Genomic DNA, 7,139 nt, shown 5'->3' on the forward strand with positions numbered 1-7,139 from the left:
CACCGGCGCAGCCGGATCCCGTTTAAAGTTGGCGCGATCGAGACAGCTACCCCGGGTTAGGCAGCAGTAGACAACATGGCAGAGCATCGGTGGCCCGCGTCGGGTGCCGCGAAGATTCCAGGTCGACCTGCGGGGGCGAGCGCGTACACCCGGCGAACTGTGCTCCGCGCCACCGCGGCCGCGGGCATCGGGGCGGCGGCCGTAGCCGCGCTACCCGGCGCGACCGCCCGCGCCCTGCCCACCGCACGGGTTGCCGTACTCGGCGGCGGCGTCGCCGGGCTCACCGCGGCCCACGAACTCGCCGAACGCGGGTTCGAGGTCACCGTGTACGAACGCCGTGCGCTCGGCGGGAAGGCACGCAGCATGCCGGTGCCCGGCACCGGGACCGGGGGTCGGCCGGATCTGCCCGGCGAACACGGCTTCCGCTTCTTTCCCGGCTTCTACCAGCACATTCCCGATACCATGCGGCGGATCCCGTTCGAGCGGAACGTGAACGGAGTATGGGACAACCTGGTCGGCGTCCCCGATGCCCGGTTCGCCCGGGCCGACGCCGACGATATCCGCGCGCCGCTCGGCTTCGGCCGCGTGGACGCCGCGTCACCCGAGGGGATGCGCGAAAGCCTCGCCTCGGTCATCTCCACCACACTGAAGATGGCGCCCGCCGAGGGCCTCTTCTTCGCCAACCGGCTGCTGGTCTTCAACACCAGCTGCGACGCGCGCCGCTTCGGTCAATGGGAGCACACGTCCTGGGCAGATTTCGTGGGCGCCCACGCACGGTCGCACGAGTTCCGCGCACTGGTCTCGCGCACCCTCACCAGCCTGCTTGTCGCGGCCAAGGACGAACTGGCCAGCGTGCGCACGATCGGGTCGATGGGTGAACAGTTCCTGGGCAACCCGATGCAGATCGGCCACGACGGCGACCTGGACCGCGTGCTCAACGGACCGACCAATGTCGCGTGGATCGACCCGTGGGTGGCGCGGCTACGCGAACTGGGCGTCCGTTTCGAAGTCGGCGCCGAAGTGCGGGGACTGGAGACCCGGGACCGGCGCATCACCGGCGCCCGGATCGTCACCGGATCCGGGGCGGCCCAAACCGTGACGGCGGACCACTTCATCGTGGCGCTGCCCGCCGAACGCGCCCGGGATCTGTGGAACGCCGACATCCTCTCCGCCTGGCCGCAACTGGCTTCGATGAGCCGGCTGTTCACCGACTGGATGAGCGGTATCCAGTTCTACCTGCGGCGTCGGCCCGGACTGGGCAGCGGTCACGCCGCCTATATCGACTCACCCTGGTCGCTGACCTCCATAGCGCAGAACGCGCTGTGGTCACGCAAACTGGACCAGTACGGTGACGGGACCGTACTCGACTGCCTGTCGGTCGACATCTCCGACTGGAACACCCCAGGCATCCTGTTCGGCAAGACCGCGAAGGAATGCACCCACGAGGAGATCGCCAAGGAGACCTGGGCACAGATCCTCGCGCACCTCAACGACCGCGACCATATGCTGGGCGATGCCGACCTGCACTCCTGGTTCCTCGACCCCGGGATCACCTGGCACGCCGAGCGCGGTGAGAACGCGAACGCCGACCCGTTGCTGATCAACACGGCGGGATCGTGGGAGCTGCGGCCCGAACCGCACGGCGGTGTCGAGAACCTCTATCTGGCAGGCGATTACGTACGCACGAATATCGACCTGGCCACCATGGAGGGCGCCAACGAATCCGCCCGGGCCGCGGTGAACGCGCTCCTGGAAGTCACCGGTTCGGACGCACCCCGCTGCCCCACCTACACCCTCTGGCGCGCCCCGGAACTCGAACCGCTGCGACGCGCCGACGCCGACGCGTACGCGGCCGGACGACCGAACGCTTTCGATATCCAGTTCTGACAACGGGTCGATCCCACCCGGGAAAGGCCTGTAGGGCCCGTGCGATGCTCGACAGAGCGTACGGAATGCCCACCCGGCCGCAGACTCGCCCCGCCACATCGTGAGGCCGGCACCGCTCCTGGGAGGGCGCGATCAGCCCCGATGCGACGGACGCGGACCGGCAGCCCGAACCGACCCATCCGGGCGCCGAGCGCAGACATGTCACCACGAGGTGAACTCCCCCGCGCCGCGTGAGGGCGAGCCCGACGGGTCACTAGACTGCGCGACGTGGCAGAGATATCGGTGCGGGGGCGGCTGGCCCTCGGGGTGGCCGGCGCGGCGGCCTGGGCCTCCCGCAAGGCGGGCCGTGGCAACGGATCGATGATCGGCGGGCTGCTCGCGCTGAAGATCGACCCGCGGATCATGAAGCAGCTGGGCCGCGGACGGCGCACCGTGCTGATCACCGGCACCAACGGCAAATCGACCACCACCCGGATGACCACCGCGGCGCTCGGCACCCTGGGCGAAGTCGCCACCCAGGCCGACGGCGCCAATATGGACGCCGGGATCGTCTCGGCGCTCAATGTCCACCGGGAGGCGCCCCTGGCCGCGATCGAGGTGGACGAACTGCATCTTCCGCATGTCACCGACGCCCTCAAACCGGAGGCGGTCGTACTGCTGAACCTCAGCCGCGATCAGCTGGACCGGGTCGGCGAGATCAATATGATCGAACGACGGCTGCGCTCCGGTTTGGCGCGGCACCCGGATACCGTCGTCATCGCCAACTGCGACGACGTACTGGTCACCTCCATCGCCTACGACCATCCGAATGTGGTGTGGGTCGCCGCTGGCAGTGGCTGGGCGATGGACGCCACCAGCTGTCCGCGCAGTGGGGAGCCGATCCTCTGGGAGGGCACCCACTGGTACAGCACCGGCACCGATTTCGCTCGGCCTCAGCCGGATTGGTGGCTCGACGGCGACAAACTCTGCGGCCCCGACGGCATCCGGCTGCCACTGCGCCTGGCGCTGCCCGGCCGGGCGAACCGGGGCAACGCGGCCCAGGCGGTGGCCGCGGCGGTGGCGCTGGGCGCCGATACGGAACAGGCCTGCGCCGCCACCGGAACCGTGCGGGAGATCGCGGGCCGCTACCGCACCGTCCAGGTCGGCGAACACGCCGCCCGGCTGCTGCTGGCCAAGAACCCGGCCGGCTGGCAGGAAGCGCTGTCCATGATCGACCACAGCGCCTCCGGGCTGGTGATCGCGGTGAACGGCCAGGTACCCGACGGCGAGGACCTGTCCTGGCTGTGGGATGTGCGATTCGAGCATTTCGAAGACGTCCACGTCGTCGCCGCCGGGGAGCGCGCCACCGACCTCGCGGTGCGTCTCACCTACGCCGGGGTCACGCACACCACCGTCGCGGACCCCGTACGCGCCATCGCGTCCTGCCCGGCGGGCCCGGTCGAAGTTCTCGCCAACTACACCGCGTTCCGCGATCTCAACCGTGACCTCCAGGAGCGGAACCGATGAGTGATTCGACAGTACGCATCGGCCTGGTGCTGCCCGATGTGATGGGCACCTACGGTGACGGCGGCAACGCGCTGGTCCTGCGGCAGCGGCTGCGGCTACGCGAGATCGACGCCGAGATCGTGGAGATCACCCTGCCCGACCCCGTACCGAACTCACTGGACATCTACACCCTCGGCGGCGCCGAGGACTCCGCCCAGCGCCTGGCCACCCGCCATCTGCTGCGTTACCCCGGGCTGCAGGACGCGGCCGGGCGCGGCGCCCCGGTGCTGGCGATCTGCGCGGCGATCCAGGTCCTCGGCCGGTGGTACGAGACCTCGAGCGGCGAACGGGTGGAAGGCGTCGGCCTGCTGGACGCCACCACCTCCCCGCAGCAGACCCGCGCGATCGGCGAGGTGACGACGAACCCGCTGCTCACCGGCCTGTCCGCACCGCTCACCGGGTTCGAGAACCATCGCGGCGGCACCACCCTGGGCCCGGACGCCACCGGCCTGGCCCGGGTGACCCGCGGTATCGGTAACGGTGTCGGCGACGGACTCGAAGGTGTGGTGCAGGGCTCGGTCCTGGGCACCTACATGCACGGCCCCGCCCTGGCCCGCAACCCCGAACTCGCCGACTACCTGCTGTGCCGCGCCCTCGGTGTGGACTCCCTGCCCCCGCTGGACCTACCCGAAGTCGACCAACTCCGCCGGGAACGCCTGCGCGCCTGAGCTCGCTCCGGCCCGGAGCCCGAGGTCTCGTCCGTTCCCATCCGTTCGGCCGCGTCCTCGGGCCGGGCAATAGACTCCTCTGGTGAGCTACGACCATGTGCTGTTGCCGTCCGGTGTCGCCTCCACTCCCGCGGAGGTCGACGCGTACCTCACCGCCCAGCAGGGGCTTCCCGAGACAGCGGAGGTCACGGCGCTGGCGGCGGAGCTCAATGCCCGCGACGCGGAACTTCCCGAAGAGGACGGTTTCCTGAGTGTCGCGCCGCTGGGCGGCGCGCCGACCGGGGCCGTGCTGCCGGTGCCGAGCCCCTACGACGCGATCGGGTTCGTCCGGGAACTGCTGTTCCGGCTGGCGACCCCGCGTGATTACGCGATCTACGATCCACAGCTGACCTGGTTGATCGACCCGGCCGGGCATATCCCGGTGACGGTGACCCACGGCGGGGCGGGAGAATTCCCCTATCTGACCGAAGCGCTGGCCACCCTGTGGGTACGCGAACTCATCGACCCGAATCCGTATCTGGTCGTGGAACGCGCTCCCGAGGTCTACATCCAGACCTACCGGGAATCCACCGGCGACTACACCCTCGAATACCGGGATGGCGGATCCGATCGGCATTTCGCCACCGTGGTCTCCGACCCGGACACAGTGGCCGGCCTCATCTGGGACTGGGCGCGCGAGGACCGCACCAGGCTCGACCGGCTCGAGTGGCACAAGCTCACATTGTGACCGCCGCGACCGCGGCCGCGGCGGTCCTCACAACGCGCGGCGACCCGAGAATGCCCGGCCCAGGGTCAGTTCGTCGGCGAACTCCAGGTCGCCGCCCATGGGCAGGCCGGAGGCGAGCCGGGTGACGGTGAGTCCGGGGAAATCACGCAGCATCCGAACCAGATAGGTCGCGGTCGCCTCACCCTCGGTGTTCGGGTCGGTGGCTATGATCACCTCGGTGACATCCACCCCGTCGTCCTGGCTGCCGATGCGGGTCAGCAGTTCCCGGATCCGCAGCTGTTCGGGGCCCACCCCGCTCAACGGATCGAGCGCACCGCCCAGCACGTGATAGCGGCCCCGGAACTCGCGGGTCCGTTCGATCGCCGGGACATCCTTGGGTTCCTCGACCACGCAGATCATGCTGCGGTCGCGGCGCGGGTCGGCGCATATCCGGCACAGCTCGCCGTCGGCGACCGTGCCGCACTGCGCGCAGAAGCGCACACCGTCGCGGATCTTCTGTAGTACCGCCTGCAACCGGTCGAGTTCGGGCGGTTCCACCTGCAGCAGATGGAACGCGATCCGCTGCGCGCTCTTGGGACCGACACCCGGGAGTTTCCCCAGTTCGTCGATGAGATCCTGAACCGGACCCTCGTACACCGCGATACCCCGGCGTGTTCAGAAGCCGGGCAGACCCGGGGCGCCGCCGGCCAGTGGTCCGAGTCGTTCGGCCGCCAGCTGCTGGGCATTGGCCATGGCGTCGTTGATGGCGCCGATCACCAGATCCTGCAGCGTTTCCACATCCTCGGGGTCGACCGCCTGGGGATCGATTGTCAGCGACTGGACCTCGCCGGTCGCCTTGATCGTCACCCGGACCAGACCGTTGCCGGCCTGACCGTCCACTTCGGCCGCGGCGATCTCGGCCTGCGCGGCCATCACCTGCTCCTGCATCTGCTGGGCCTGCTGGAGCAACTGCTGCATATCGAACTGACCATCGGGCTGCACGGGATTCCTCTCTACGGACGGGTCGCAATTCAGCCTAGACCGCCTCGGTCACCGATTCCGCCCGCCACCCACGCCGCCATAAGATCGACTTCACCGGTGCGATCTCGCGCCGGGGAGAAAGCGTTGAGTGTTACTGGAGCAAACTGTGTTCAAGGGATATCTGCTGGGTGCGCTGATCCTGGTATCCGGCGTGTTCCACGCGGCACCCGCCGAAGCCGATCCCCATGAGGTAACCGGCCACGGCAACGGATGCGTCATCGATCCGGCCGCACCGGCGGTCACCATCGATTCATTACGTTCGCGCTGCACTGCCCGGCAGCACGCCGAGATCTACTTGGCCGCCCAGGCCGGCGCGGTGCCGTCGGGAGTGAAAAACGGCTGGGTGACCTCCAGCTCGGTCGTCCAGTCCATCGCGCCCACGTTCTGGCTCGGGAAAACCTTCGAGACCGGACCCCACGGCGGCCGGTTGACCAACCGGGTCACCGGCGCCGATTTCGAGGGCTGGCCGGCCGAGGTCTATCTGGCCCCGTCCCGGGAGGACGGCGAACCCACCTGGGTGCTCGACTACACACCCGCGATCACGCCGCAGGTCTACGACGAGATCCGGGAGGTCGTGCCCGGTGTGTGGCTCGGCTACTCCTGGTGGCGTGGCGAACACCGGACCCCGGTGATGCTGTCGTTCGTCCTCGCCTGAGGAAGATATGCCGGTAGGTCGGCCGATACCGCCGTACCGACCCGACCGGCCGCAGGCACCGGCCGGACGGTCACCGGCACGCATCGGATATCCGCTTACCGGCGACCGCCCGGCCGGATGCCGCCCGTCAGGCGAGTTCGCGCTTCAGGTTCGCCAGCACCTCGGCCTGGATCTTGCGCAGGCCGAGCGGGGCGAAAATGCCCTCGAAGATGCCCTTGACACCGCCGGCGCCCTGCCAGGTGGTTTCCAGGGTGACCATCGAACCGGACCCGGCCGGGGCTACCGTCCAGGTGTTGACGAGCGAGGAATTGGCATCCTTCTCGGTGACGACATTGTCGGCGACCGAGACCTGGGCACGGATATTGCGTACGCGTTCTCGGTGGCCTGCAACGTCCATTCGGCGACGGTGCCGTCGCCCTGCCCACCCTCGACCACCTTGTAGTCGCGGTAGTGCGCCGACAGGATCCTCGGGCGCACCTCCGTGTAATCGGTGACCGCCGCCAGCGCGCGCTGCGGGTCTGCGGCGACCTCGATCGAACTGCCGGCTTTGACCTGTCCCACGGTGAACTCCTTATCGGTGTGTTGTGACAACCCCATCCTGCTGTGTTTACGGCGCGCCGGCGCGCGCGGGGTTGAG

The 7,139-nt window shown here is 68.9% G+C and carries 7 protein-coding genes and 1 pseudogene; 5 read left to right on the forward strand and 3 right to left on the reverse strand.

Going from position 1 to position 7,139, the window contains the following annotated elements:
- Positions 1–75: 75 nt before the first annotated feature.
- From NS4_RS10085 to NS4_RS10100, 4 genes are all read left to right on the forward strand, one after another.
- Positions 76–1,887 carry a hydroxysqualene dehydroxylase gene (locus NS4_RS10085; protein ID WP_084487072.1) on the forward strand — a complete coding sequence of 604 codons (1,812 nt, stop codon included), beginning with the start codon at positions 76–78 and terminating at the stop codon, positions 1,885–1,887.
- A 267-nt stretch (positions 1,888–2,154) separates the two neighbouring features.
- Entirely contained in the window at positions 2,155–3,393 is a 1,239-nt protein-coding gene (locus NS4_RS10090; protein WP_084487073.1) for a Mur ligase family protein, read from the forward strand.
- Positions 3,390–4,100: a type 1 glutamine amidotransferase gene (locus NS4_RS10095; protein WP_063059259.1), complete on the forward strand. Its 711-nt coding sequence runs from the start codon at positions 3,390–3,392 to the stop codon at positions 4,098–4,100. The genes NS4_RS10090 and NS4_RS10095 overlap by 4 nt, the downstream gene beginning before the upstream one ends.
- An 82-nt stretch (positions 4,101–4,182) precedes the next feature.
- The gene (locus NS4_RS10100) at positions 4,183–4,827 is read left to right on the forward strand and encodes a hypothetical protein (protein ID WP_063059260.1); all 645 of its coding nucleotides are present in this window, start codon (positions 4,183–4,185) and stop codon (positions 4,825–4,827) included.
- A gap of 27 nt (positions 4,828–4,854) precedes the next feature.
- On the opposite strand, the gene recR is transcribed toward NS4_RS10100, so the two are convergent.
- Together recR and NS4_RS10110 are read right to left on the reverse strand one after the other, a co-directional pair.
- Entirely contained in the window at positions 4,855–5,463 is a 609-nt protein-coding gene (gene recR, locus NS4_RS10105) for a recombination mediator RecR (RefSeq protein ID WP_039821641.1), read from the reverse strand.
- Positions 5,464–5,481: 18 nt separating this feature from the next.
- Complete coding sequence (locus tag NS4_RS10110) at positions 5,482–5,808, reverse strand: YbaB/EbfC family nucleoid-associated protein (protein ID WP_063059261.1); 327 nt, start codon at positions 5,806–5,808, stop codon at positions 5,482–5,484.
- Between the two features lie 127 nt (positions 5,809–5,935).
- Between NS4_RS10110 and NS4_RS10115 the strand changes: the two genes are divergently transcribed.
- Positions 5,936–6,502 (forward strand): hypothetical protein, encoded by a 567-nt coding sequence (locus NS4_RS10115; RefSeq protein ID WP_063059262.1) that lies wholly within the window; start codon positions 5,936–5,938, stop codon positions 6,500–6,502.
- Positions 6,503–6,629: 127 nt separating this feature from the next.
- Here the strand turns inward: NS4_RS10115 and NS4_RS33980 are convergent.
- Positions 6,630–7,063: pseudogene (locus NS4_RS33980) on the reverse strand (SRPBCC family protein).
- Between the last annotated feature and the right edge of the window lie 76 nt (positions 7,064–7,139).

The sequence above is a fragment of the Nocardia sienata NBRC 100364 genome (assembly GCF_001613205.1).
GTDB classification, from domain to species: Bacteria; Actinomycetota; Actinomycetes; order Mycobacteriales; family Mycobacteriaceae; genus Nocardia; species Nocardia sienata.

Coding starts and splice junctions, on each gene's coding strand:
- NS4_RS10085 (WP_084487072.1), top strand. CDS start 76: ATGGCAGAGCATCGGTGGCCCGCGTCGGGTGCCGCGAAGATTCCAGGT.
- NS4_RS10095 (WP_063059259.1), top strand. CDS start 3,390: ATGAGTGATTCGACAGTACGCATCGGCCTGGTGCTGCCCGATGTGATG.